Origin of the sequence: Thioalkalivibrio sp. ALJ24 (assembly GCF_000377785.1) — a bacterium.
Classification (GTDB): Bacteria; Pseudomonadota; Gammaproteobacteria; order Ectothiorhodospirales; family Ectothiorhodospiraceae; genus Thioalkalivibrio.
Genome location: NZ_KB898725.1, coordinates 305,785 through 331,096, shown reverse-complemented (window position 1 = coordinate 331,096; position 25,312 = coordinate 305,785). Strand labels below are relative to the sequence as shown.

Here is a 25,312-nt window from a genome sequence, read left to right as displayed (position 1 = left end):
CGTCGACACCCGGGGGCAGGGCGTGCTCCAATGGCGATCTCCGTGTACTTTCCTCCCGGTATCATGCGCAATCCGCTCTTTCCGCTGCTGGTCTTTCTTGGCCTGATCCTGCTCGAGATCTTCGGGTTCGCCTGGGTCGGGGGTGCCGTGGGTGCCCTGGCCACCGTGGCCCTGGTGGTGGCGACCGCGGCGGGCGGGCTGTTGCTGTTCCGCGTCCAGGGCTTCTACCACTGGCGGCGGCTGCAGCAGAGCCTGGCGCAGGGCGAGGTGCCCGCGCGCGGACTGCTGGAGGGCTGGCTGCTGATGGCCGCCGCGGTACTGCTGCTGGTGCCGGGGTTCTTCTCCGATGCCGCCGGGGCGGTGCTGCTGGTGCCGCCACTGCGCCGGTTGCTTGCGTCCGGCATCCTGCGGCGCGGCATGGTGCGGGCGCACGCCGGTCCGTTCCGCGGGGCCGGCGGTGACGGTGACGGGCCGATCGAAGGCGAGTTCCGCCGGCACGACGAGCACGCCGGCGGACGCGACGCCCTCGACCACGACTCCGACGACGATCCCCCGCGTCGCTGAGTTGGTCCCGGGCGGCTCCCGGTGCCCTTGACTCACGTTCGATCGCCCCTATGATTAGCACTCGTTGCGGGTGGCTGCTAACAGGGCACCCACCCGGTTCCCTCAGACCCCTGTTATCGACATCTAGAAAGGAGTTTCCACCATGAATCTGCGGCCTTTGCACGATCGCGTGATTGTGAAGCGCATGGAAGAGGAACGCACCACGCCCGGCGGCATCGTGATCCCGGATTCGGCGGCCGAAAAGCCGATCCGCGGTGAAGTCGTGGCCGTGGGCAACGGCAAGATCCTGGAGAACGGCGAGAAGCGCGCGCTGGACATCAAGGCCGGCGACAAGGTGCTGTTCGGCAAGTACTCCGGCACCGAGGTCAAGGTCGACGGCGAAGAGGTCCTGGTGATGCGCGAAGACGACATCATGGCCGTCATCGAGGGCTGAGCCCGCATTCGCGTCACGTAGTCTTATTCAATTTCAGGAGCAGAATCCGACATGAGTGCAAAAGAAGTCCGCTTTGGCAACGATGCCCGTACCCGCATGGCCAAGGGTGTGAACACCCTCGCCAACGCCGTGAAGGTCACCCTCGGTCCCAAGGGCCGCAACGTGGTGCTGGACAAGGCCTTCGGCGCCCCCACCGTGACCAAGGACGGCGTGTCCGTGGCCAAGGAAATCGAGCTGGAGGACAAGTTCGAGAACATGGGCGCCCAGCTGGTCAAGGAAGTCTCCTCGCAGACCTCCGACAGCGCCGGTGACGGCACCACCACCGCGACCGTGCTGGCCCAGTCCATCGTGCACGAAGGCATGAAGGCCGTGACCGCCGGCATGAACCCGATGGACCTCAAGCGCGGCATCGAGAAGGCCGTGACCTCCGCCACCGAAGAGCTGAAGAACCTGTCCAAGCCGTGCACCGAGCACAAGGCCGTGGCCCAGGTCGGTTCCATCTCCGCCAACTCGGATACCGCCGTGGGCGAGATCATCGCCGACGCGATGGACAAGGTCGGCAAGGAAGGCGTGATCACCGTCGAGGAAGGCTCCTCGCTGGAGAACGAGCTGGATGTCGTGGAAGGCATGCAGTTCGACCGCGGCTACCTCTCCCCGTACTTCGTCAACAACCAGCAGAGCATGAGCGCGGAGCTGGATGACGCCTACATCCTGCTGGTGGACAAGAAGGTCTCCAACATCCGCGAGCTGCTGCCGGTGCTCGAGGGCGTGGCCCAGAACAGCAAGCCGCTGCTGATCATCGCCGAGGACATCGAGGGCGAAGCCCTGGCCACGCTGGTGGTCAACTCCATGCGCGGCATCGTCAAGGTCGCCGCGGTGAAGGCCCCGGGCTTCGGTGACCGCCGCAAGGCCATGCTGCAGGACATCGCCATCCTGACCGGTGGTCAGGTGATCTCCGAAGAGGTTGGCCTGTCGCTGGAGAAGGCCACGGTGGAAGACCTGGGCCGCGCCAAGAAGGTGCAGGTGACCAAGGAAAACACCACCATCATCGACGGCATGGGCAACAACGACGACATCCAGGGTCGCGTCGCCCAGATCCGCAAGCAGATCGAGGAAGCCACCTCCGACTACGACAAGGAAAAGCTGCAGGAACGCGTGGCCAAGCTGGCCGGCGGTGTTGCGGTGATCAAGGTCGGCGCGGCCACCGAGGTCGAGATGAAGGAGAAGAAGGCGCGCGTCGAGGACGCCCTGCACGCCACGCGTGCGGCGGTCGAAGAAGGCGTGGTGCCCGGCGGTGGTACCGCCCTGCTGCGGGCCTGCAATGCCATCCGCGACCTCAAGACCGACAACGAGGAGCAGAACGCCGGTATCAACATCGCCCGCCGCGCGATGGAAGAGCCGCTGCGCCAGATCGTCTACAACACCGGTGACGAGCCCTCCGTGGTCCTCAACCAGGTGCTGGAAGGCGAGGGCAACTACGGCTACAACGCCGCGACCGGCGAGTTCGGCGACATGATCGACATGGGCATCCTGGATCCGACCAAGGTGACCCGTTCGGCGCTGCAGAACGCCGCTTCGGTCGCCGCCCTGATCATCACCACCGAGGCCATGGTGGCCGAGCTGCCGAAGAAGGACGACAACGGCGGCGGCGCCGGTGGCGGCATGGACGAGATGGGTGCCATGGGCGGCATGGGAGGCATGGGCGGCATGATGTAATGCCGACCCGGCCCTTGCCCGGCCCGTCTGACGGACCCCGCTTCGGCGGGGTCTTTTTGATGCAGACCCCGCAACGATGTGTCATGCATGTGTCATTGAAGGCACAGCGTTGCGACATGGATACAAAATCCTTGCTTTCGGGCGTGCAAAAGCGTGGATGGTGTGCCACTATCAACCTGATGTGGAGGGTCCGGGCCCCGAGCCGTCCTTCCGCCCGGATCCGGTGGCCCGGGCAACGCCGCCAGAATTTCCGTAACCTGTCGTCATTGTTTCTCCAAGGAGGCAAAGAATGAATCAAAAGCTTGTCAAGAACCTGCTGGCTGCCTCGGTGGCCTCGCTCATGTTCGGCGCCGCCGGTCAGGCCGTTGCGTCCCCCTCCAACCCGGCGGCGAACGTCACCGATTCCTCCGGTGCCGTGGTCATCGACGGTTCTGGCGAGTGCGTGCGCACCGGCAGCTGGGATCCGGAATTCGTGCGTCATTCGCAGTGCGCCGGCTACATCGAGGAGACCGCCGAGGCGCCGGAGCCGGAACCGGAACCCGAGCCGGAGCCGGAACCCGAGCCCGAGTTTGAGACCACGACCCTGAGCGCCGAAGTGCTGTTCGAGTTCGACAGTGCCGAGCTGCGTTCCGAAGGCCGCGATGCGCTGCGTGACCTGGTCGCCGATCTGACCGCCGAAGGGGCCTCCTACACCTCCGTGCTGGTCGAAGGCCACACCTGCACCATCGGACCGGCCGACTACAACCAGGGCCTGTCCGAGCGCCGTGCCGACAGCGTGGCCGAGTTCCTGGCCTCCGAAGGCATCAGCGAGGACGACATCGAGTCCATGGGCCACGGCGAAGACCGTCCCACCGCGGACAACGACACCCGCGAAGGCCGCGAGGCCAACCGTCGCGTGGAAGTGACCTCCGACGTGGAGCGTCGGGTCGACTGATCGACCCCGCTCCGGACCGGAGTCCCGAGCCCCCGGCCGCTTTCGCGGTCGGGGGTTTTTTTGTGTACGCTCCGGAAACATCGGGATGACCGCGGGTCGCGCGTCGTCCGCAGCCGCGACAGGGAGGGTCATGCCAAGCGCATTCCGCCGGGGGCCGAATTCGCGCCGTACTACCCGCTTCCGGTCGGTTGCGGCTTTTTTCGCGCTCGCGTGGCTGCTGGCCGGATTGCTCCTGGCGGTGGTCCCCGCGCAAGCGGCGGACGAGCCGTGGCGGGTGGCCGTGGCCGAACCCGGCTGGCCGCCGTTCGAATATCTCGACCACCGTGGCGAGTGGTCCGGGCTCACCGCGGACTATCTCCGCCTGGTCGCCGAGCGCCGGGGGCGTGAGCTGGAGACGGTGGTGGTCCCGGACTGGGACGCGGTACTGGAGGCGCTGGAGGCCGGCGAGGCGGACGTCGCGGGATCCTTCGCACGGGTCGAGGGCCGCGGCGACGCGCTGAACTACACCGACAGCTATGTCGACAATCCCGTGGTTCTGGTTACTCGGCGGGACACCGAGGACCTGCGCCGTCTGGAGGATCTCGCGGGCCGCAGCCTGGCGCTCGAGCGCGGTCACGCCCTGGATCAGCTGATCCCCGACGCCCATCCGCAGATCGATCTGCAGCGTTTTGCGGACGCCGAGGCCGCGCTGCGGGCCGTGGCCACCGGCGAGGCGGAGGCCTGGGCCGGCAGCCTGCTGGTGATGGCCTGGGTCGCGGAACGTCACGGTCTGGCCAACCTGCGGGTGCGCGGGCCGTTGCCCTACGCCACCGGCTCCCTGCGTTTCGTGACCGGGCCTGAGGATACGGCGCTGCGCGATACGCTCGATCGGGAACTGGAGGCGATGGATGATCCCACCCACGCCGAGCTGCGGCGCCCGTGGATGGCGGACGCGGTGAGCGCCTGGGGCACCGGACGGCTGGTCGAGTTGACCGACGAGGAGCGCGCCTGGCTGGGCGAGCACGGCGCGATCCGCTATGCCGCCACCCCGGACTGGCCGCCGTTCGACGATCTCGGGCCCGAGGGCCAGCACCGCGGCATCAGTGCGGACTTTCTTCAGCATGTGGCGGAGCGCACCGGCCTGGTGTTCGAACATGTCCCGGTGGAGTCCTGGAGCGAGGCGGTGCGCCTTTTCCGGGACGGCGAGGTCGATCTGTTGACCAGCGTGCAGCGGACCCCGGAGCGCGAGGCGTTCATGGAGTTCACCCGGCCCTATCTGGAGATCCCGCTGGCGCTGGTGACCACGATGGATGGCCCGTCGGTCGGGTCGCTGGCGGACCTGGCCGGTCGGCGGGTCGCGGTGCTGGCCGATTCGGGGATGCTGGCCGGCCTGCAGCGCGCGCAGCCGGATGCGGAGATCGTCGAACGGCCCGCCACCGATGCGGTGCTGCGGGCGGTGGCCGATGGCGAGGCCGAGGTCGCACTGGACAATCTGCTGGTGGTGGCGGGGCCGGTAAGGGCGCGCTATGCCGGACTGCTGGAAATCGCTTCCACGGTCGAGGGCACGGACGAGCGTCTGCGCCTAGCGGTGCAGCCCGGCGAGGAGCGCCTGCGCGAGATCCTCGACCGGGGACTGGACAGCGTGACCCCGGCCGAGGCCGCCGCGATCCAGCAGCGCTGGACCACCATCACCATCGAGGAGGACGTCGACTGGGGGCGGGCCCTGCGGCTGGCCGCGCTGGTCGCCGGGGTCGCCCTGGTGATCCTCGCCATCGTGCTGTATTTCAATCGCCGCCTGCGCCGGGCCTACGCCGACCTGGAGGCCACCCAGGCGCAGCTGGTCGAATCGGAGAAGATGGCGGCACTGGGATCCCTGGTGGCCGGCGTGGCACACGAGATCAACACCCCGCTGGGCGTGGCGATGACCACGGATTCACAACTGAAATCGGACCTGGATTCGTTGCAGCGGCGCTATGCCGCGGGCGAGATGACCCGTTCCGATCTGGAGCGGCTGCTGGAGCGCGCGCGTGAAGGCCACGACATCGTGGCCTGGAACCTCGAACGTGCGGCCGGCCTGGTGCGCGACTTCAAGCAGGTGGCGGTGGACCGCCAGCGCGACGAACGGCGCGAATTCGAGCTGCGCGGGTTCGTCGACGAGGTGCTGCACGGGCTGTCGCCGCGTCTGTCACGCGCCGGTATCGAGGTGGAGAACGCAATCCCGGAAGGTATAGCCCTCGATTCGTGGCCGGGGTCCCTGTCGCAGATCCTGACCAACCTGCTGATCAACGTCGAGGAGCATGCCTGTCCCGATGGCTGTCGGGTATGGCTGCGTGGCCGGGTGCTGGAGGACGGCAGGGTGGAGCTCGAGTGTGCGGATGAGGGGCGGGGCATGGACGCCGCGACGCGCGCACGGGCGTTCGAGCCCTTCTTCACGACCCGGCGCGCGCAGGGCGGGAGCGGGCTCGGGCTGCACATCGTCTGGAACCAGGCGACCGGGCGCCTGGGCGGCAGCGTGCGAGTGGAGAGCGAGCCGGGTCAGGGCGCCCGTTTCATCCTGCGTTTCCCCCGGCGGGGCGGGCCTGCCACGCGCTGAATTCGTCGGCCGGCAGGGCCGGGGCCCACAGAAAGCCCTGTCCCTCGTCGCAGCCCATGCTCAGCAGCAGGTCGCGCTGTGCCGCGGTCTCCACACCTTCGGCGATCACCCGCATGCCCAGATGATGCCCCAGCTCGATGATCGCTCGGGTGATGCCGCGCGCGTCCTCGCTGGTCTCCAGCGGGGTGATGAAGGCGCGATCGATCTTCAGGCGGTCGGGACGCACACGCCGCAGATAGGCCAGGGACGAGTAGCCGGTGCCGAAGTCGTCGATTGCCAGCTCCAGGCCCAGCTCGCGCAGGGCGTCCAGGCTGGTCATGCTGGATTCCACGTCTTCCATCAATACGGTCTCGGTGATCTCCATTTCCAGCGGAGCCTCCAGCGGCTCGTGGCGGCGCAGCAACTGGCGCAGGCGGGCGGGCAATCCCTCGTCCGCCAGCTGCACGGCGGACAGGTTGACGCTCAGCCGACACGGGCGGTCGCGGCGGCGTGCCAGCACACGCTGGTATTCCAGCGCGCGCTCCAGCACCCGTTCCCCGATCGGCCGGATCAGGCCGGAGGATTCGGCGATCGGGATGAACTCCGCAGGTGACACCAGTTCGCCCTGGCGACGCCAGCGCAACAGGACCTCCGCGCCCACGGTCTCGCCGGTGGCCAGGTCGATCTGCGGCTGGAACCACGGCATCAGTTCGTCGCGTTCCACCGCGCCCCGCAGATCCTGCAGCAGACCCAGACGACGCGCCAGCCCCTCGTCGATGGCACGCGAATAGCTCGCGATCTCGCCCGGATGGTCGCGCCGCGCCAGGCCCAGTGCGACGTCGGCGTTGCGCAGCAGGGTCTCGGCGTCGGTGCCGTCCTCGGGGTAGCGCGTGAGCCCGGCACTGATCTCCAGGCGCAGCGGGGTGTCCACGATGTCGAATGGATCGGCGGTGGCCTGTAACAGGCGTTCCGGCGGGGTGTCCCCCGGCAGCAGGACGACGAAGGTGTCGCCGCTGATGCGTGCGGCCGCCTGGGCTTCGGGGAACTGCTCGACCAGACGCTGCCCCAGCGCCACCAGCAGGCGGTCCCCCGCGCTGCGGCCCAGCACCGAGTTGAACTCGCGAAAGCGCACGATGTTGACCATCGCGATCTGCAGCCGGCGCGGCTCCGCCGGCGTCGCGCTGCGCTGGATCAGCGCATCCAGCTGCTGGGCAAACAGCGCACGGTTGCCGAGCCCTGTCAGGGTGTCGAAAAAGGCCAGCTGGCGGGTGCGCTCGTACAGTGACAGGTTGTCCAGCGCCACCCCCAGATTCATGCCGAAGACCTGCAGCAGCTGGCGCTCGACCGATTCCAGTGGCCGCCCCACCTGCAGCCAGATCACCGCCGGTGCCTCGTCTTCGCCCGAGCCGATATGCACGAACAGATCCCCGTTGCCGTCATCGCCCATGCCGCGTTCGAGGCTGCGGCGAATTGCCGACACGGGCATGCCCGACCCCTGGCTGTCCAGCGCCTCGCCCGGAGCGGCGTCGATGCCGGCGACCGCCAGCAGTCGTGGGGGATCGGTTCCCTCGATCACCGCGCCGTGCGGCGCGACATCCAGCGCCCGGGCCAGCTGCTGCAGCATGTTTTCGGCAAAGCGGCGCCGTTCGCGGTCGCGCAGCAGCAGTGGCACGGTGTCGACGATGAAGCGCAGGCCTTCCTCGCTGCGGTGCACCATCATCAGGTCGCGATAGGCTCGCAGGGCCGCCAGCGTGGTTGCGTACAGCCGCTCCGCGCTGAGCTCGGTCTTCACCCGGTAGTCGTTGATGTCGTAATCCGCGATGACCTGGTATTCGGGTGCCAGTCCCGGGTAGCCGGTGCGCAGCACGATGCGCACGTCGCGGTTGCCGATCTCCTCGCGGATGCTGCGTACCAGTTCCAGTCCGGCATGGTCGTCTTCCATCACCACGTCGAGGAACACCAGCGCGATGTCGTCCTGCTGCTGGAGCACGCGCCGCCCTTCGGCGGCGGAGTAGGCGCTGAGGAACTCGAGTGGACGGCCCTGGAAACGGACGTCGCCCAGGGCGAAGCGGGTTGCGCGGTGCACCTCGGGTTCGTCGTCGATGATCAGCACCCGCCAGGGCCGCTCTTCGCTGGCGGTGGCGGACGGATCCTCTTCGTGAAAAAGAGGGGGGTCGGTGGAATCCTGCACGGGCCCTCCGGCACGTCGGGACAACTCCCGCAAGTATCGCACGGGATCTCCCGGCGCAACAGGCGCGTGCGCCGCAGCCCCGGGCTGGCCGTTATCAACGCTCGTGGCGGTAGATGAGGTCGATCGTCTGGCCCTCGCTGCCCGAGGAGGTCTCCACGCTAAGCGAGCGGGTGAGCTCGTAACGCAGCAGCACCCGCGAGGTGTTGTCGAACAGCCCGACCGTATAGCGCAGCAGCAGCCGTGGCGACAGGTAGAGCCCCAGGGTCAGCGCGCTCTGGTCGAGGCCGGCATCGGTGTCCAGCTCCACCTCGTCCAGGCCCAGCTCGGTGCCGATGCGCTGGGTGATCATCGCCCCCTGTTCCAGTCCCCAGCCAGCGGCTGCCGCGGCCAGCATGTTGCCGTCGGATTCCGATGCCCCGGACAGCGGCCGGCCGGTCAGCAGGTAGGACAGGGCCTCGGTCTCGTCCATCGGCGGCTCGGAGAAGATCCGGCTGCGCAGGGCCTCCGGGGTGCCGCCGATCTCCAGGCCGACGGTCACGTTGTGGTCCGGCACGCGCCGCACCGCGCGCAGGTCGAGATCGGGGGCCTCCGGCGGACCCTGGAACAGCAGGATCCCGCGGTCGATCTGCAGGTCCTGACCGTAGGAGGTGTATTCGCCCTCGGGGATGCGGATCTCTCCGAACATCTGCGTCGGGCGGCCGGTGACCTGTTCCACGTCCACTTCTCCGGCAAACCGCGCACTGAGTCCGAAGCCGTCGAAGCGCACGTCGTCGCCCAGATGCAGGCGCACGCGGATATCGATGGGGAGCGCCGCCGGACGCTCCTCTTCCTCGCCGACGATGACCTGATCGCCCGAGACCCGCACTGCCCCGGGCGGCAGGTCGGGCGGGCGCAGGCGCGCCCACGGCACGCCGATGCCGCCACGGATCGCCAGGCCCTCGTCCGGGCGGAAGCGGATGCGCAGGGCCGGTTCGATCAGGGCCTCGGCATCGGCGCGGTTGACCGCGAGGAAGTCTTCGCCGTCGATCCGCACCAGGACCTGCGGGCCGTCCTCGCCAAGATCCGCGCGGCCGTCCAGATCGATCCGGCCCTCGCCGGATTCCAGGGCTCCGGTGATCGTCATCTCGCTCGCGGACAGGACATCGGCGCGCAGCTCCGGGACCGCCACGTCGATGCCCGCCTCGGGGATCGTGACCCCGCCGTCGATGAAGCGCAGTCCGCCCTCCACCAGCGGGTCCTCGAGCGGCCCGTCCAGCTCCAGCGCCAGCTCGAACGCGCCGCGCAGGTTCTCGATCTCGGGGCTGGTGGCCGCGAGCCAGGCAAGATCCTCCAGCCGCGCCTCGAGGTCGCCCTGAATGCCTGTCACCCCGTCTTCCTCGCGCAGGGCGATGTCGGCCCGGGCCATGCCGTCGTCGAGGAAGTCCATGCGCAGCTCGGCATCCACGTCGCGGTCGCGCACCCGGGCCGTCAGCCGGGTGTCCCGCCACGGGACCTCCTGCAGGAGGTCGTCGCCGTCGCGTACCTGCAAGACGCCATCGCTCGGGGTGACCGCGAGATCCGCATCCACCCGGCCTTCGGCATCCAGACGCCCGTCGGCTTCCGCATCCACGGTGCCCTGCAGCGCCAGTTCCGGGGTCAGCAGCGGTTCCAGCCACGCCAGGTCGATGGCCCCCAGGCGGGCGGCGAAACTCGCCTCCCCGGAGGGGTCCAGGCGACCTTCGGCGCAGATCTCGCCACCGTCGCGTTGCAGGCACAGCCGTTCCAGGCGCGCCGACTCGGGCCCCCCTTCCACCGCCACCGGCCCCGCCAGTGACCAGCGTCCGGCGAGCGGCTGGTCGAGCGCGAGCTGCTGAATGCGACCCCTCCAGTGCAGCGCTTCGGTGTCCAGACCGCCATCCACGGCCAGCTCCAGCTGGCCGAATTCGGCCGCCTCCAGGTCCAGCCGCGCCCGATGCTCGCCGGCGGTGCCATCGGCGCTCAGCTCAAGGTGTTCGATCAGGGTCTGCCCCGCGCTCGCGACCCCGTGCAGGCTCAGGTCGATCTCGGCCGGGGCGGTCTCCGCGAGCCCGGTGTCCGCCTCCAGTTCCAGCCGCTCCAGGACGAAGTCCTCAAAGCGCAGTTGCGTGCCGTGACCGCGGGCGGTGATCCGCGGGGCATCGCGGTCGCCGTGCAGGCGTGCGTCCAGCTCCAGTTCGCCACCCAGTCCCGGCATCAGTGCGTCCAGCCCGGGTGCCTGCAGCGCGAGGTCCAGGTCCAGGGTGTCGGCCACGCGCCCCGCGATCCGGGCCCGGTTGTCGCCCAGCTCGAGCACGAGCTCGCGGATGTCGAGGATCTCGTCTTCCAGGCGCAGTTCGCCGCTCCCGGAGACCGGCTGCTCGCGCAGCTCGCCGTCGAGCCGACGGATGCGGGCCTCCACCGTCGGTCCGGCTTGCGGGTCCAGCCGGCCCGCAGTGTGCAGGTCCAGAGCGAGGCGTCCGGGGAAATCGGGGGCGGCCAGGCCGGGATCGAGCTCGCGCGCGCGCAGATCGAGGTCCCAGTCCAGGCCGGCACCGTAGCCAACCTCGCCGCTCAGGCCCAGGTGCGCTCCGGGGTCGCTGCGCAGGTTAAGCTCACGGATGCGCGCGCGCCGGGCGTCCAGCTCCACGCGGCCGTCGCCACGCACCCCGACCCCCTGTGCGCTCGCCTCCAGCGCGGTCAGCGCCAGGCCGGCATCGAAATCGGCTTCGGCCGGTGCCAGGGCGCCGGTCAGGGCGAGCCGCAGACGGTCCAGTCGGGCATCGGCATCGGGCCGGAACTGCGCCACATCCACTCCCTCGAGGTCGAGGTCCAGGGCGAACGGCCAGCGGGTCTCGGGGTCGTCGGCCGCCGCCTGCAGCCCGTCCAGGTGCCCCTGCAGGCTCAGGCGGGCATCGCCCAGGCGGAACTGGCCCTGTTCGAAGCGAGCCCGGCCTTCGGCCAGCTGCAGGTCGAGTTCGCCGGTCAGCGGCTGGTCTTCGAAATGGCCCTCCAGTTCGGTGAGGGTCACCGCGGCCTCCAGCGCGGCCAGCGGGTTCTCCGCCCCCGGTGGCAGGCGTCCCCGGCTGGTCGCGCTCAGGCGCCGGATTCCGGCATCCAGCTCAGGCATGTCGTCCAGTGCCGTTTCCAGCGCCGCGAGATCGAGATCGTCCAGATCCAGTCCCAGGTCCCAGGTGAGCTCGTCGGCGAAGCCCGCCTCGCCGCTGACGGCGAGATTCCCCGCCGCGGAGCGCAGATCCAGGGTCTCCACGCGCGCGGACTCCAGGTCGCCCTGCGCCGCCAGCTGCAGGTCCAGCGCGGGCCACGGATCCAGCCGTGCACCGGCGGTCAGCGCCAGATCCCAGTCGTCCGGGGTCGCGTCCGCCTGCAGCCGCCCGGCGTCCAGCGCCAGCCGGGTGTCGGGTTGCAGCGCCAGCGCGAACGCCTCCCAGGCGTGTTCCAGCTCCAGCGCGGGGGCATCGAACGGGTCGTGCAGCGTGACGCGGGTCTCCATCGACGGGCCGGCCTCCACCCGGTGGTTCAGGCGCAGGCTGCGCCGCAGATCACCTTCCAGGTCCAGCATGCCGGCGACGTCCTCACGCTCCAGCCAGCCGCCGGCCGCCTCGGGCAGCCCCAGTTGCCAGCGTCCGCCGGCCTCCACCGGGAAGTCGCCGTCGGCCTGCAGTCGGGCGTGCAGGTTCAGCCGCAGCTCCGGGTCCGGCAGCTCCACGTCCAGGTGGTGCAGGTGCAGTTGCGTATCGCGGGCGCTGGCGCGGGCCTCCAGGTGCGTGAGGGCGAACAGATCCTCGCCGGTCCGGGTCACGCGCAGATCGGCCAGCCACAGGCGGTCGAGATGGACGCCCAGCAGCGGGATGGCGATGCGCTCGGGCAGTTCGAAGGCCGGCGGATCTTCCTCTTCCTCGGGCTCGGGCACCTCTTCCGGGGCATCCGGCAGATCCACTCGCAGGCCGCGCGCCCCGAGCTCGGCCACGCGCACATCCAGGGCCAGCAGCCCGGCGATGTCCAGGGCCACGCGGGCCTCGTCCACCGCGATGTTCGGGCCCTCGGGCAGCTCCAGGGTCAGTCCGCGCATGGACAGGCCGCGGAACAGCGTGCCTTCCACCTCCGTGATGGCGAGATCCACCGGGGCGTGGCGTTCGCCCTGTTCGGCCAGCCAGCGGGTGCCGGATTCGGTGGCCAGCAGGGTGACCAGGGCGGCCACCAGCCCCACAAGCAGGACGAGCAGCGCCCCCAGGCCGCGGACCCCGATGCGCAGCCAGCGCTTCACAGGTCCGGCCCCATGGAGAAGTGGATGCGGAAGTCATCGTCGGAGTCCGGTCCGTGGGCGATATCCAGACGGATCGGACCGACCGGCGAGCGCCAGCGTACGCCGACACCGGTGCCGTACACCGTGTCGAAGTCGGAGAAGTCGTCGAAGGCGTTGCCGGCGTCCACGAAGACCGCGGCGCTCCAGTCCCCGAACACCGGGATCTCGTATTCGGCGCTGCCCACCAGGCGGTGCCGCCCGCCGATCACGTCGCCGTCCTCGTTCTCCGGGCCCAGCCGCTGGTAGCCGTAGCCGCGGATGGAGCCGTCGCCGCCGGCGTAGAAGCGCAGGGAACTGGGCAGCTCGCGTACCGAATCGACCTCGGTATAGCCGGCATCGGCCCGCAGCAGCGCGCGTCCCGGCCCCAGACCGCGGATGTAGCGGGCGTTGCCGCGCACCTGGGCGAAGGTGGTGGTGGAGAGGAGGTCCTCCGCGGCCCCCTGGACCGTGCCTTCCAGGCGGTAGCCCCGGCGCGGGGTCATCGGGTCGTCGGCTTCGGTGCGGCTGACGCGATACGACGGAATCAACAGCTGCGAGGTGTCGGTTTCGTCGCCGACGGTGTAGTCCTCGTATTCGTAGCGCACCATCTCGGTGGTCTGCCAGCCGGAGTCGCGCTGCAGTACGCGGCTGGTGCCCAGCTGGAAGCGGTCGAACTGCTGGGTGCTGGTGTCCTCGGTGCGCCAGGAGGTGAACAGGTTCAGGCGTTCGCGCAGCGGATCGCGCAGCGGGATCTCGTAGTTGAAGGCCACGCCGGAACGCACGGGCGAGGCCTCCACCTCGCCGGTATAGCGGTGACCGCGGCGGTTGGCGTAGCGGTTTTCCATGCCGAAGCGCGTGCGCGGGCCGATGTCGGTGGAATAGCCGATGCCGGCCTCGAAGGCCAGGCGGTTGCGCGGTTCCAGTTCAACCGCGACCGGTACGTGGCGCTCGTCGGCCTCGTCGCGCAGCGGGCGTACGCGCACCGACTCGAAATAGCCGCTGTTGTTCAGGTTGCGCTGCAGTTCGATGATCCGCGCGGAGGCGTACGGATCGCCCGGTTCAAAGGGGACCAGTCGCTGCATAAGGCGCCCGCGCAGGATGTCCTGCTCGATGCGGATCTCGCCCAGCCGGTAGCGCGGGCCGGTATCCATGTGCAGGCGGATGGAAGCGGTGCGCTGTTCGGTGTCCACCTCCAGGCGGCGCAGGGTGAGCTCGGCGTCGAAATAACCACGTTCGGCCGCCACCCGGGTGAAGCGCGAACGCAGGGCGTCGTAGCGGTCATGGCGCAGCACGTCGCCGGTGGCGATCTGCGTCTGCATCAGGATGGCTTCGAATGCCGGGTCCATGCGCCCCTCGCCGGTTACCTGCAGGTCCAGCCACTCCACCGTGGTCGGCGGGCCGGGATCGAAGTCCAGGTTCAGGGTCCAGCAGGGCTCGGCGTCGCGGTCCAGCGACAGCTCCATGTCGGGGTGATAGTGGCCGATGGCGCGCAGGGCCTCCCGGGCGCGCTGTTCGCTGTCGCGCAGCACCCGGCTTACGCGGAATTCGGGCAGATCGCAGCGCTGGCGCGCCATGTTCAGGGTGGCGCGGATATTGTCGCGCTGTTCCGACGTGCCGCCGTCCAGCGCCAGCCGGGGGCGTTCGTCGTTACCGCTGGCGGGCGCGACCAGCCCGAGGGCCAGGTACCCGAGGAGGAGTACGGGCACCAGACGGCGGGGCTGGATGAGGAACGGGCCTGAGGTCATCGGTGACGCTTCGCGTGCTTGGGTGGTCGCGGATGCTCGACCGACTCCAGTTGGGAGTAGACGGGAGCCCCGCGGGTTCCCCGGCGCGGGTGTCAGCCCGCGGGGCAGTCGACGCCGCTCTCCCGAGAGAATACCACCAGATGCGAGAAGTCCAGGCGCAGGCGGACGTGCTCGCCGATCACGAAGTTGTCGTGCGACGGGGCCATGCACAGGACGCTGAGCCCGTCCGGCAGGCGCAGGGTGTAGAGGAAGTCGGCGCCGCGGAAGGCCTTGTCCAGGACCTCGGTGCGGACCTCGCCCTGTTCGTTGTCAATGGCGATGTCGTCCGGGCGCACCAGCACGTCCACCGCGGTCCCCGGCGGCAGATCCTCCGACAGGGGGCCCTGCAGGTGGCCCAGCGCGGTGTCCACCTGATGCCCCGGCTCGACCATGCCGGGGATCAGGGTGCCCTCGCCAATGAAATCGGCGACGAAGCGGTTGGCCGGGCGGTGATAGAGATTGTACGCGCTGTCGAGCTGGGCGATGCGGCCTTCGTGGATCACCGCGACGCGGTCGGCGAAGGCGAAGGCCTCGTTCTGGTCGTGGGTCACCAGGATCGCGGTGGTGTTCTCCGCGCGCAGGATCTGGCGTACCTCGCGCGCCAGTCCGCCGCGCAGCTCCACGTCCATGCTGGAAAACGGTTCGTCCAGCAGCAGCAGGCCGGGGCGCGGCGCCAGGGCGCGGGCCAGCGCCACGCGCTGCTGCTGCCCGCCCGACAGGGCATGCGGGTAGGCCGGCTCGTAGCCGATCAGACCGACCAGGCGCAGCAGCTGCCGGACCCGTTCATCCTGTGCCGCGCGGCTCCAGTGGCGGATGCCGAAACGCAGGTTGTCGCCCACGCTCAGATGCGGGAACAGGGCGAAGTCCTGGAACACCATGCCCACGCCGCGGCGTTCCGGCGGCACCGTGTAGCCCGGTTCGCTCACGGTTTCGCCGTGCATGCGGACCTGGCCGCGCATTACGGGCTCGAACCCTGCGATCGCCCGCAGCAGGGTGGTCTTGCCGCAGCCGGAGGGGCCCAGCAGGCACCCGATCTGACCCTCCGGCAGCTGCAGCGTTGCATCGTGAACCACGGCCCGGCCGTCATAGCCGATGTCCACGTGGTCGAGGTCCAGAAGCGGTGTGTGCGGTACCTGCATCAGCGGTCCTGTGGGTCGTCGGCGGACGGATTCACGGCCGTGCCGGCAGGCACCGCCAGCGGGCGGGAGCGCGGGCGCCGTCCGGGGTCCTCGTCGGTCGCGTCCTCCTGGCCCGCGCCCTGGCCGGGGCGTGAACGCCCGATCGTCATCGACAGCAGGATAACCGGAACAAGGCCTACCAGCACGATCGCCAGCGCCGCGCTGGAGGACTCCGGCAGGCGCTCGTCGCCGGCCAGCTCGAAGGCGCGCACCGCCAGGGTGTTGAAGTCGAACGGCCGCAGGATCAGGGTGGCCGGCAGTTCCTTGAGCACGTCGACGAACACCAGCAGCAGGGCGGTCAGCAGGGTGCCGCGCATGATCGGCATGTGCACCTGCCACAGGGTCTTGAGCGGGTGCAGGCCGAGCGAGCGCGCTGCGTCGTCCATGCTCGGCTGGATCTTGCCCAGCCCGGCCTCCACCGTCTGCAGGGACACCGCGAGGAAGCGCACCGCGTAGGCGAACAGCAGCGCAAACACCGTGCCCGACAGCAGCAACCCGGTGCTGACGCCGAAGGTGTCGCGCATGAAGGCGTCCAGTGCGTTGTCGAAGGCCGCGAACGGGATCATGATGCCGATCGCGATCACCGTGCCCGGCACCGCGTAGCCCATGCCGGCGATGCGCACCGCCACCCGTGTGACCCGGCCCCCTTCCATGCGCTGGGCGTAGGCCAGCACCAGCGCGAGGCCGACCGCGATGATTGCCGCGGCGATCGCCAGCCAGAAGGTGTTGAACACCAGGCCGGCGAAGCGCGGATTCATCCACTGGTCGGTGGTCTGCACGGCCCAGATGCCCAGCTGCAGCGTGGGGATCAGGAAGCCGAGCAGGATCGGCAGCAGGCAGGCGAAGAACGCGCCGGCGGCCTTCCAGCCGCGCAGCCGGTAGCGTGGCAGGGTGGAATAACGGCGGCTGGTGTGGTGGAAGCGGGCCTTCGCGCGCGACCAGCGCTCCAGCAGAATCAGCACGAAGACGAAACTCAGCAGTACCGCCGACAGCTGGGCCGCCGCGGCCGGGTCGCCCAGCCCGTACCAGGTGCGGAAGACCCCGGTGGTGAAGGTGCTCACGCCGAAATACGCGACCGTGCCATAGTCGGCGAGCACCTCCATCAGCGCCAGGGTCAGCCCGGCGATGATCGCCGGGCGGGCCAGCGGCAGCGCGACCCGGCGAAAGCCCTCCCACGGGCCCGCGCCCAGGGTCCGCGAGACTTCCAGCACGCAGACCGACTGTTCCAGGAAGGCCGCACGGCTGAGCAGATACACATAGGGGTACAGCACGAGCAGCAGCATCACCATCGCGCCGCCCAGCGAGCGGATCTCCGGGAACCAGTATTCGCCGTAGCCCAGGCCGGTCAGTTCGCGGATCAGCCCCTGGACGGGGCCGGAGAAGTCAAGTATGCCGGTGTAGGTGTAGGCGATGATGTAGGCGGGCATCGCCAGCGGCAGCATCAGGGCCCACTGGAACACCGAGCGTCCGGGGAACTCGCACATGCTGACCAGCCACGCGACCGGGACGCCGATAAGCAGTACGCCGATCCCGACCCCCACCAGCAGTACCAGGGAGTTGGTCACGTAATCGGCCAGCACGGTCTGGCGCAGGTGTTCCCAGACCTCCCCGGCGGGGATGAATACGTGGCCGAAGATCACCAGCACCGGCAGCGCGAGCACCAGCGCGGTCACCACGGCCGCCATCGACCACGCGCTGAAGGGCAGCCGCAGGCGGCGGGAGGCGGGGGCGTGGGCCCCGGGGCTGGTGGCGGAGGCGGTCATGGAGTGCAAATAGTAAACGTTCTTGTTTCGAATTCCATGGGTGACCCCGCAGTCTTCGGGGAGTCCGGCCGCCACCGCTTGAACGGCGCCCGGCTGCAAGCGCCCCGACCCGTGTCTCCCCGGAGGGCGGGTCGGGGCGCTGAGTCGGTTCCCGGATCAGGCGTGATCAGCGCCAGCCGCCACGGTCCATGATGCGCACGGCCTCGGCGTTGTTCTTTCCGAGGACGTAGAGATCGATGTCGTCGGAGATGAAATCGCCGAGGTCGGCGAGGATCTCGCTGGTCGGTACGTCGTCGCGGATCGGATATTCCTGGTTGGCCTCGGCGTACCACTCCTGAGCCTCGGCCGAGCTCAGGTATTCGATCAGGCGGATGGCGTTGTCCCGGTTGGGCGCGTGGGCGGTGACCCCGGCGCCGGACACGTTCACGTGCGTGCCGCGGTCGTCCTGGTTGGGCCAGAACACGCCGATCTGTTCGGCTACATCGCGGTCGCGGCCGTCACCTTCAAGCATCAGGCCGAGGTAATAGGTATTGGCCACGGCGACATCGCACACCCCGTCGGCGAGGGCGCGGATCTGGTCGCGGTCTCCGCCCTGCGGCCGGCGTGCGAGATTGGGTACCAGGCCGTCGACCCACGCCTGGGCCGCGTCCGCGCCCTCGCTGGCGATCATCGATGCCACCAGCGACTGGTTGTAGACGTTGTCGGACGAGCGGATGCAGATGCGTCCTTCCCACTGCTCGTCGGTCAGGGCCTCGTAGGTCGACAGTTCGGCGGGGTCGACCCGATCGCGGTGGTACATGATCGGGCGCGCGCGCATCGACAGCCCGAACCACTCGCCGTCCGGGTCGCGGTAGCGCTCGGGGATGTTGTCCTCCAGCGTCTCGCTCTCGATCGCCTGGAGCACGCCTGCGGCATGCGCCTGATGCAGGCGGCCGGCGTCCACGGTGATGAACACGTCCGCCGGCGAGTTGCGGCCCTCCTGGCGCAGCCGCTGGAGCAGTGCATCGGCGCTGCCGGTGACCAGATTGACCTCGATCCCGGTTTCGTCGGTGAACTGTTCCAGCAGAGGGGCGATCAGGTTTTCCTGGCGCGCAGAATAGAGGTTGACCTCCTCGGTTTCGGCGCCCGGGCTGCAGCCAGTCAGCGGCAGGGAGGCGGTGGTCGCGGCCATGGCGGCCAGGGTCCAGATCAGGGGGCGGGGCAGCAGGGCGCGCATGGCAATGACTCCTCGGGGTGGTCGTTCGGCTGGATGGCGAAAGATATTCGAGAACGATTTTTATTTGTATTAGCATCCGTGGTCAAGATTCCGCCACACCCATCCATGTACGGCGGGTGCCCGTGAGGCGAGAGTGCACATTGATCGGCGTTTCCCTACCCTTGGGCCATGGACAAGCCACTGCCCGCCAACCCCGCGCCGCTCCCCCCGGCGCTGGAAGAAGAGATCCTCCGTGTCTGGGAGGAGCTGAAGACCGCCGCCGATGACGCCTGTCCCGAGGGGCCACCGGCCGAGCATCGCCCGCTGGCCTTCAGCCACTATCTGGTCAAGACCGCGCGCCGACACCCGGCCTGGCTGCTGGAGGCGCTGGATGCCGAGGGCCGCATGCCAGCCCTGGACGACGCGGCGTTCCATGCCGCGCTGTGGGAGCGGGTGGCGGCCGCGGAAGACGAGGCGGGCCTCAAGCGCGCCTTGCGCGAGAGCCGTCATCGCGAGCTGCTGCGCATCGCCTGGCGTGACCTCGCCGGGGAGGCGGATCTCGACGAGGTGATGCACGACCTCACGCGCCTGGCCGATGGACTGGTGGGGACGGCGCTGGACTGGCTGGATGCGCGGTACCGCGCGCGCCATGGCCAGCCGCGCAGCGCCGAGGACGGCGCGCCGCAGTCGCTGGTGGTGCTGGGTCTGGGCAAACTGGGCGGCGGCGAGCTCAATTTCTCCTCGGACATCGATCTGATCTTTGCCTTCGAGGAGAACGGCGAGACCGACGGCGCGAAGCCGCTGGACAATCCGACCTATTTCCAGCGCCTCGGCCGGGCGTTGATCGCCGCGCTGTCCGAGGTGACCGCGGACGGCTTCTGTTATCGCGTGGACATGCGCCTGCGGCCGTTCGGCGACAGCGGTCCGCTGGTGATGCACTTCGACGCGATGGAGGACTACTACCAGGCCCACGGCCGCGAGTGGGAACGCTACGCGCTGATCAAGGCGCGGGTGATCGCCGGCGACGGCGAGGCCGGGGCGCGCCTGATGCGTCGGCTGCGCCCGTTCATCTATCGCCGCTACCTGGATTACGGCTCGCTGGCCAACCTGCGTCAGCTCAAGCAGATGATCAACGACGAATCCGCGCGCAAGGGCCGGTTCGAGGACGTGAAGCACGGCGAGGGTGGCATCCGCGAGATCGAGTTCATCGGCCAGGCCTTCCAGTTGATCCGCGGCGGACGCGACCAGGCCCTGCAGCGGCGCGACCTGATAGGTGTTCTGCGGGTGCTGGGCGAGCGCGAGCTGTTGCCCGGCTACGTGGTGGAGCAGCTGGAGCGCGGCTATCGGTTCCTGCGGCGGGTGGAGAACCGCCTGCAGATGTTCAACGACCAGCAGACCCACCGCCTGCCGCGCGAGGGAGATGACCGCGCGCGCCTGGCGCTGGCCATGGGGTTCGACGACGAGGGCAGTTTCGAGGCCGCGCTGGTACGCGAACAGCATCGGGTTCATGCCCATTTCGACCAGGTCTTTGTTGCCCCGCAGCGTGCCGGTGAAGAGAGCATGGAAGACTCGCCGGAGGCCGATCGCGAGCAGCAGATCCAGCGCCTGTGGGTGGGCACCCTGAACGAGGAGGAGGCCCGGGAGGCGCTGGCCGGACTCGGCTTCAACGATCCCGGTTCGGCCTTCGCCGGCATCCATGATCTGCGCGAGAGTCCCGGGGTCCGCGCGATGAGCACCACCGGGCGCCAGCGCCTCGACCGCCTGATGCCGCTGCTGCTGGGGGCCATCGGCGAGCAGGACGCCCCCGATGATGTCCTGCCGCGGGCGCTGCAGCTGATCCGCACCATCGCGCGGCGCTCGGTGTATCTGTCGCTGCTGGTGGAAAACCCGCTGGCGCTGTCGCAGCTGGTGCGCCTGGTGGGGGCGAGCCCGTGGATCGGTGATCAGCTGACCCAGCACCCGCTGCTGCTGGACGAGCTGCTGGATCCGCGCGCGCTGTATGCCCCGCCCGACCGCGACGGGCTGCAGGCGGAACTGGAGGAAGAGCTGGCGCGCTTCCCGGGGCAGGACCACGAGCAGATGCTGGACCGCCTGCGGCAGTTCAAACAGGTGCAGACCCTGCGCGTGGCGGCCGCCGACATCACCGGCTACCTGCCCCTGATGAAGGTCTCGGACCATCTGACCTGGCTGGCGGAGGTGCTGCTGGAACAGGTGCTGCATCTGGCCTGGGAACACATGGTGGAGCGTTTCGGCGCGCCGCAGTGTGGCGAGGACGCCAGCGCCTGCCGTCCGGCGCGTTTCGCGGTCATTGGCTACGGCAAGCTGGGGGGCTTCGAGCTGGGCTACGGTTCGGATCTCGACGTGGTGTTCCTGCACGACAGCGACGACAGCGCCAGTGCGCGTACCGCCGGGCCGAAGGTGATCGACAACAGCGAGTTCTTCGCCCGGGTCGCCCAGCGGGTGGTGCACCTGCTGGGGGCGTTCACCGCCTCGGGGCGGCTGTACGAAGTAGACACGCGGCTGCGCCCCTCGGGTACGGCCGGGCTGCTGGTTTCCGGGCTGGAGGCGTTCCGTCGCTATCAGGACGAGTCGGCCTGGACCTGGGAGCACCAGGCGCTGGTGCGCGCGCGTTTCGTCGCCGGGGATCGTCTGCTCGGCGAGGACTTCGCCGCCCTGCGCCGCGAGGTGCTGACCCGCCCGCGCGATGCCGATGCGCTGCGCCAGGAGGTGGTGGAGATGCGCCGGCGCATGCTGGGCGAGCACGCGTCGAAACCGGGCGAAGGGTTCCATCTCAAGCGCGATCGTGGCGGTATCACCGACATCGAATTCATGGTTCAATACTGGGTTCTGGTTGCCGCGCACGAGCATCCGTCGGTCTGCGAGTACCCGGACAAGATCCGCACCCTGGAGGCCCTGGGCACCAGCGGGGTGATCGATGCCGGCTTCAGCAGCGAACTGGCCGATGCCTATCGCGATCTGCGCAACCGCATCCATCGTTTGACCCTGGCCGGGCGCGACGCCCGCGTGGAACAGCCGGATGCGGAGCTGGAGGCGGTGCGCGCGCGGGTGATGCGTGCCTGGGAGAGCGTATTCGGTGACGCCGGTCCTGATGAATCCGGGGTCGAATCCGAGGTCGATTCCGGGGCCTGACCCGACGAAACAACACGAAACAGAGGACACAAGCGATGTCGATGGCCGACCGGGACGGGGTGATCTGGCTGGATGGCGAGATGGTGCCCTGGCGGGATGCGAAGACCCATGTGCTGACCCATACCCTGCATTACGGCATGGGGGTGTTCGAGGGCGTGCGGGCCTATCCCACCGATCACGGGCCGGCCATCTTCCGCCTCGAGGACCATACCCGCCGGCTGTTCAACTCCGCGCGGATCCTGGGCATGACCCTGCCGTTCACCGCCGAGCGCCTGAACCGTGCGCAGCAGGCGGCGATCACCGAGAACAACCTCGACAGCGCCTATCTGCGTCCGATGGCCTTCTTCGGTTCGGAGGGCATGGGTCTGCGGGCCGACAACCTCGAGGTGCACGTGATGGTGGCCGCCTGGAGCTGGGGCAGCTATCTCGGTGACGAAGGGATCGAGAACGGTATCCGCATCCGCACCTCGTCGTTCAGCCGGCACCACGTAAACGTGACCATGTGCAAGGCGAAGGCCAACGGCAACTACATGAACTCGATGATGGCCCTGCAGGAAGCAACCCGCTGCGGCTACGACGAGGCCATGCTGCTGGACACCGAGGGCTACGTCGCCGAGGGAAGCGGCGAGAACATCTTCATCATCCGCGACGGGGTGATCTATACCCCGGACCTGACCTCAGCCCTGGACGGCATCACGCGGCGCACGGTGCTCGAGCTGGCAGCCGAGGAGGGCTTCCGCGTGGTGGAGAAGCGCATCACCCGCGACGAGGTCTACATCGCCGACGAGGCCTTCTTTACCGGGACCGCCGCCGAGGTTACCCCGATCCGCGAGGTGGACGACCGGCCGATCGGCACCGGCAGCCGCGGCCCCATCACCGAACTGCTGCAGTCGCGCTATTTCGACGTGGTCCACGGGCGCGATTCCCGTCATCAGGACTGGCTGACCTACGTCTGATTGATCCACGCGACCCCGAACCGGAGCGAGACCCGAACCATGGTGAACCCCGATACCGCCAATCATCAGGATCAGTACGAAACCGCCAACGCGGAGACGACAGTGCGGGTAACCCGAGCGGACCTGCCGCTGCACTGCCCGATGCCGCGGGCCGCTCTGTGGGCCTCGCATCCGCGGGTGTTCATCCCGATCGACGAGACCGAGGACGGGCGCTACCAGTGCCCCTACTGCGGCACGATCTACATCCTCGAAGACGCCGACGACTGATCCCGTGCCCGGGGGCCACCGCCGCCTTTCGGGCGCGAGCACACGACCATGAGTCTGCCCCCCCTCGACCGGGCCCGCGTGCTGGTCGCCGGCGATCTGATGCTGGATCGCTACTGGCACGGCGCGACCGACCGTATCTCGCCGGAGGCCCCGGTGCCCGTGGTGCACGTGCGCGACATCGAGCAGCGCCCGGGCGGGGCCGGTAACGTCGCCCTGAATCTGGCCGCGCTGGGCGGGTGTCCCGATCTGGTCGGGGTGACCGGGGACGACACCGCCGCGGCCGATCTGTCCGCCTTGCTGGAGGAGGCAGGCGTTCGCTGCCACTTCCGGCGCCGGTCGGGGGCCGCGACCATTACCAAGCTGAGGGTCATCAGTCGCCATCAGCAGCTGATCCGGCTGGATTTCGAGGACGGTTTCCCCGGGGCGACGGCCGGCGACCTGCTGGCGGATTTCGAACCGTTGCTGCGCGACTGTCAGGTGGTGGTGCTGTCCGACTACGCCAAGGGCGCGCTGCGCGACCCGCAGCCGCTGATCCGCGCGGCACGGGCCGCCGGCCGCCCGGTGCTGGTGGACCCCAAGGGCACCGATTTCTCCGCCTATCGCGGCGCCAGTCTGGTGACACCCAATCTCGCGGAACTGGAGGCCGTGGCCGGTCCCTGTCCGGACACGGCGGCGCTGGAGCGCGCGGCCACCGGTCTGCTCCGCGAGCATGGCATCGAGGCGTTGCTGGTGACGCGCGGCGCGGAGGGCATGACCCTGTTCCGTCCCGACCGGCCGCCGGTGCATCAGCCGGCCCGCGCCCGCGAGGTGTTCGACGTGACCGGTGCGGGCGACACGGTGATCGCAACCCTGGCGGCCGCGGTGGCGTCTGGCGAGACGCTGGAGGATGCGATGCATCTGGCCAACCTCGCCGCCGGGATCGTGGTCGGCAAGCTGGGCACCGCGACGGTCTCGCCGGACGAACTGCGCGCGGCGCGGCACGAGCCGGAGGGCGCCGATCGCGGCGTGGTGTCCCGCGCCGGGCTGATGGCCGTGCTGCAGCGCGCGCGGGCCGCCGGCGAGCGCATCGTGATGACCAACGGCTGTTTCGACCTGCTGCATGCCGGGCACGTGGCCTATCTGGAGCAGGCCCGGGCTCGCGGCGACCGGCTGGTGGTGGCGGTCAACGATGACGCCTCGGTGCAGCGCTTGAAGGGCCCCGGACGACCGGTAACCCCGCTGGAGGGCCGCATGGCCGTGCTGGCCGGCCTGGCGGCCGTGGACTGGGTGGTGCCGTTTGCCGAGGACACCCCGGCGGCGCTGATCGGCGAGGTGCTGCCCGACGTGCTGGTGAAGGGCGGCGACTACAGGCCGGAAGACATCGCGGGGTATGATGCGGTCACCGCGGCCGGCGGCCGGGTCGAGGTGCTGGACTTCGTGGACGGCTGCTCGACCAGCGCGGTGATGGAGCGGATCCGACAGGGCCATTACTGAGGCGAATTCCGGGGCGATACCGACACATGAAAGTACTCTACCTCGTGGGCATGGGCCGCAGCGGCTCGACCCTGCTGGACATCCTGCTGGACGCGCACAGCCAGGTGCGCGCGCTGGGCGGGGTCCGGCGCCTGGCGCATTACGCGCGCAAGCATCCCTGCCCCTGCGGCGCGCCCAGCTTCTGGGCATGCGAGTTCTGGTCGGCGGTCAACGCCCGGCTGGAGGAGCGCCTAGGCTGCAATCTGGAGACCCTGGACGTGCATGCGCGCGACCCGGCGCGCTTCAACGAGCACAACCGCACGCTGTTCGAGGTGGTCTCCGAGGTCAGCGGGGTGCCGTTCGTGACCGACAATTCCAAGTCGGTGCAGCGCCTGCGCCGGCTGATGGCTGCGCCCGACATCGACGTGGTGCCCATCCACGTGCTGCGCGACCCGCGCGGGCGGGCGCAGTCGCTGCGCAAGCGCAAGCAGCAGAACTATATCCCCACCTTCTCCTATTCCCATCGCTCGCTGCGGCTGTACTACCTGCTGCGCAACGAGCCGCATATCGTGGTGAATTACGAGAAGCTGGCCTACGACCCCGAGGACCAGCTGCCGAAGCTGATGGAGCGCCTGGGGCTGGAGTTCGAGCGCCCGCAGCTGGATTCCTGGGCGGAGATGGCGCATCACAACATCGGTTCGGCGGATGTCTTTCGCAAGACCGAGGGCAGCGTGATCTGGCCGGACGATGCCTGGAAGCAGGTGATCCCGCCGTACATGCAGCGCATCCAGAACGTGATCGCCTGGCCCGGACGCGTGGCCAACGACGCCAAGGAGCGTCGCTGGGGTCTGGACTGACGCCCCCGCGTCGTCAGCGCC

16 protein-coding genes are annotated in these 25,312 nt (G+C 69.2%); 10 read left to right on the top strand and 6 right to left on the bottom strand.

Annotation, left to right across the window (positions count from 1 at the left end):
* The first annotated feature begins 63 nt into the window (after window positions 1–63).
* The 5 genes from D571_RS0103825 (at window position 64) to D571_RS0103805 (ending at window position 6,219) form a co-directional block, all read left to right on the top strand.
* On the top strand, window positions 64–564 hold the full coding sequence (locus D571_RS0103825; RefSeq protein ID WP_026287556.1) for an FxsA family protein: 501 nt from the start codon (window positions 64–66) through the stop codon (window positions 562–564).
* A 142-nt stretch (window positions 565–706) separates the two neighbouring features.
* Window positions 707–997: a co-chaperone GroES gene (groES, locus tag D571_RS0103820; RefSeq protein WP_018869763.1), complete on the top strand. Its 291-nt coding sequence runs from the start codon at window positions 707–709 to the stop codon at window positions 995–997.
* 51 nt (window positions 998–1,048) lie between these two features.
* On the top strand, window positions 1,049–2,713 hold the full coding sequence (groL, locus tag D571_RS0103815) for a chaperonin GroEL (protein ID WP_018935350.1): 1,665 nt from the start codon (window positions 1,049–1,051) through the stop codon (window positions 2,711–2,713).
* Window positions 2,714–3,002: 289 nt separating this feature from the next.
* A complete protein-coding gene (locus D571_RS0103810; RefSeq protein WP_018935349.1) occupies window positions 3,003–3,647 on the top strand; it encodes an OmpA family protein in 645 nt (214 codons plus the stop codon).
* A gap of 130 nt (window positions 3,648–3,777) precedes the next feature.
* Window positions 3,778–6,219, top strand: a complete 2,442-nt coding sequence (locus D571_RS0103805) for a transporter substrate-binding domain-containing protein (RefSeq protein ID WP_018935348.1) — start codon at window positions 3,778–3,780, stop codon at window positions 6,217–6,219.
* Here the strand turns inward: D571_RS0103805 and D571_RS0103800 are convergent.
* The 6 genes from D571_RS0103800 to D571_RS0103775 all read right to left on the bottom strand — a co-directional run bounded on the left by D571_RS0103800 (window position 6,176) and on the right by D571_RS0103775 (window position 18,630).
* Entirely contained in the window at window positions 6,176–8,389 is a 2,214-nt protein-coding gene (locus tag D571_RS0103800) for a bifunctional diguanylate cyclase/phosphodiesterase (protein ID WP_018935347.1), read from the bottom strand. The genes D571_RS0103805 and D571_RS0103800 overlap by 44 nt on opposite strands.
* A gap of 94 nt (window positions 8,390–8,483) precedes the next feature.
* A complete protein-coding gene (locus D571_RS0103795) occupies window positions 8,484–12,671 on the bottom strand; it encodes a translocation/assembly module TamB domain-containing protein (RefSeq protein WP_018935346.1) in 4,188 nt (1,395 codons plus the stop codon).
* Window positions 12,668–14,434 carry an autotransporter assembly complex family protein gene (locus tag D571_RS0103790; protein WP_018935345.1) on the bottom strand — a complete coding sequence of 589 codons (1,767 nt, stop codon included), beginning with the start codon at window positions 14,432–14,434 and terminating at the stop codon, window positions 12,668–12,670. Before D571_RS0103790 ends, D571_RS0103795 begins: the two co-directional genes overlap by 4 nt.
* 92 nt (window positions 14,435–14,526) lie before the next feature.
* The gene (locus tag D571_RS0103785) at window positions 14,527–15,612 is read right to left on the bottom strand and encodes an ABC transporter ATP-binding protein (RefSeq protein WP_018935344.1); all 1,086 of its coding nucleotides are present in this window, start codon (window positions 15,610–15,612) and stop codon (window positions 14,527–14,529) included.
* On the bottom strand, window positions 15,612–17,414 hold the full coding sequence (locus tag D571_RS0103780; protein WP_018935343.1) for an iron ABC transporter permease: 1,803 nt from the start codon (window positions 17,412–17,414) through the stop codon (window positions 15,612–15,614). Before D571_RS0103780 ends, D571_RS0103785 begins: the two co-directional genes overlap by 1 nt.
* A 166-nt stretch (window positions 17,415–17,580) precedes the next feature.
* Window positions 17,581–18,630 (bottom strand): extracellular solute-binding protein, encoded by a 1,050-nt coding sequence (locus D571_RS0103775; protein WP_018935342.1) that lies wholly within the window; start codon window positions 18,628–18,630, stop codon window positions 17,581–17,583.
* A gap of 168 nt (window positions 18,631–18,798) precedes the next feature.
* On the opposite strand from D571_RS0103775, the gene glnE reads away from it, so the two are divergent.
* From glnE to D571_RS0103750, 5 genes are read left to right on the top strand one after another with little or no spacing between them, the layout of a single operon-like run.
* On the top strand, window positions 18,799–21,759 hold the full coding sequence (gene glnE, locus D571_RS0103770) for a bifunctional [glutamate--ammonia ligase]-adenylyl-L-tyrosine phosphorylase/[glutamate--ammonia-ligase] adenylyltransferase (RefSeq protein ID WP_018935341.1): 2,961 nt from the start codon (window positions 18,799–18,801) through the stop codon (window positions 21,757–21,759).
* Window positions 21,760–21,794: 35 nt separating this feature from the next.
* A complete protein-coding gene (locus D571_RS0103765; protein ID WP_018935340.1) occupies window positions 21,795–22,715 on the top strand; it encodes a branched-chain amino acid transaminase in 921 nt (306 codons plus the stop codon).
* A 39-nt stretch (window positions 22,716–22,754) separates the two neighbouring features.
* Window positions 22,755–22,982 carry a zinc-finger domain-containing protein gene (locus D571_RS0103760; protein WP_018935339.1) on the top strand — a complete coding sequence of 76 codons (228 nt, stop codon included), beginning with the start codon at window positions 22,755–22,757 and terminating at the stop codon, window positions 22,980–22,982.
* 48 nt (window positions 22,983–23,030) lie between these two features.
* On the top strand, window positions 23,031–24,455 hold the full coding sequence (hldE, locus tag D571_RS0103755) for a bifunctional D-glycero-beta-D-manno-heptose-7-phosphate kinase/D-glycero-beta-D-manno-heptose 1-phosphate adenylyltransferase HldE (RefSeq protein WP_018935338.1): 1,425 nt from the start codon (window positions 23,031–23,033) through the stop codon (window positions 24,453–24,455).
* 26 nt (window positions 24,456–24,481) lie between these two features.
* Window positions 24,482–25,291, top strand: coding sequence for a sulfotransferase (locus D571_RS0103750; protein ID WP_026287553.1), 810 nt, complete (start codon window positions 24,482–24,484; stop codon window positions 25,289–25,291).
* Window positions 25,292–25,312 lie beyond the last annotated feature (21 nt).